At 35.3% G+C, this 1582-nt stretch carries 2 protein-coding genes and 1 pseudogene; all 3 read left to right on the top strand.

Annotation, left to right across the window (positions count from 1 at the left end):
- On the top strand, positions 1–859 hold an 859-nt coding region (locus PAT01_RS20175), incomplete at its 5' end, for a hypothetical protein (protein ID WP_318299783.1).
- Positions 852–1316, top strand: a complete 465-nt coding sequence (locus tag PAT01_RS19920; protein WP_154946061.1) for a hypothetical protein — start codon at positions 852–854, stop codon at positions 1314–1316. The genes PAT01_RS20175 and PAT01_RS19920, both read left to right, overlap by 8 nt.
- 98 nt (positions 1317–1414) lie before the next feature.
- Positions 1415–1582 (top strand): annotated as a pseudogene (locus tag PAT01_RS19925) (Mobile element protein); the annotation flags it as partial.

A 1582-nucleotide genomic window follows, 5' to 3' on the forward strand; every position in this document is an offset into this window, starting at 1 on the left:
CATAAACCACTATCAATATGCGCCAAACCCGGTGAATTGGGTAGATCCGTTTGGATTGATGTGTGAAGAGGGTGAGAAGAGCTTAAAAGAAGCGTTAGATACAAGAGTAGCTTCTGGGTGCATAAGTCCAAAACTATCTGAAAAATTATTTAAAGCAGCTCAAGATGGGCAATTAACGCCTAAGGAGATTAAGGATAATCTGAATTCAATACCACAAGAGGAAGGTTTAAAACCAGTAAGTATTTTTCCGATAGAATGGGCTGTTGAAGGCGTCGCTGATATTTTCGATGCTGTAATTACTATGGTTGATGAAGGTGTAACTGCCGCCGGTGCTGCAACATTAGCGGTAGCAGCTATTCCAGGTAAGTTTGCAGATGAAGCAATTGAACCAATTGTTAAAAAGCTTGGTAGCGGAACTGGAGCTTTAAAAGTTGGTGAAGCAACCACATACAGTAATCATAATAAGAGAGCAAAAGTAGGCGACGATCTTGAAGGTAATCATATTCCAGCTATTAAGCAGATTATAAAAGCTGAAGAGATAAAAAGGGAAAGAAAGCTAACGAAAGCTGAAAAATCTGAACTAAAGAGGTTAACTGGTGTTTTAGTGGAGCCTAAAGAAGTTCACGCTGCAGGAGCGACATTTAGAGGGAGAAATACAAAAGTAAGGATTAGTGAAGATGCCTCTGATTTAGAAAAAGCGGCTTTTAGAGATACTGAAACAACAAAGGGTGAGCTGCTCAAGCGAGGTTATAGTGAAAATGAGATTAATAATGAAATAACTAAACTGCATAACTATAATAAGTCTATAAATGATTATGATAAAAAAGAACCTATTAAATTGAGTACCGATAATGATTGATTTTAATGTGATTAGTGAGATTGTAGAATCGACTTTAAAGAGTGGTATCGAAGAGCTATGCCATTCTATTTTTAAGGAAAAGCCGGAGTTTCATCACGATGATGATTTGGATGAGACTTACCTAATTATGAAAGATAGCGGAGTTTCGATCTTATATAATGAAGATGAAATTTTTGAATGTTTATTTTTTCATTTTGAAGGTGACTCAGATACTAAGGCGTGTCAATTAGAAGTTGTTTACCTTAATCAATTCTTTAGCCCATACAAAGTGAAAGAAACACTATTAGGGGCAAATTATAATTATATTAAAGAAATAATGATGTCTTCTGGTAAATATTTAAAAGTTAAAAGTGCTCTGGTTTTTGAAAAAGATAAGATTTACTTCAATGCGGAGTTTAATGAAGATAATGGACTTTCTTTATTAAGCGTTATGAGTGAAAAAAGCTTTCCTGGTTGATTTTGATTCAAAAAGATATCCTAGATAACAAAGACACATATCTTAATTTTGAAGCAAGTACTTGGTCTTATCAGTGTGAAAAACAAGCAGGGTGTTTAATGGTATTCGCAAGTAAGCGTCAAGTAAGTTTGTTTGATACAAAATATTACCACTGTATCTAGCGTTGTGTTCGGCGTGCATTTTTATGTGGAGAAGAACATTTTACTGGCAATTCTTACGTGCATCGAAGAGGCTGGGTTGAAGAAAAGTTACTTATGCTTGCCATG

Source organism: Pseudoalteromonas atlantica (assembly GCA_007988745.1).
Classification (GTDB): Bacteria; Pseudomonadota; Gammaproteobacteria; order Enterobacterales; family Alteromonadaceae; genus Pseudoalteromonas; species Pseudoalteromonas atlantica.

Bases quoted from the DNA above. Each gene is read 5' to 3' on its own strand.
- PAT01_RS19920 (WP_154946061.1), top strand. From the start codon at position 852: ATGATTGATTTTAATGTGATTAGTGAGATTGTAGAATCGACTTTAAAG.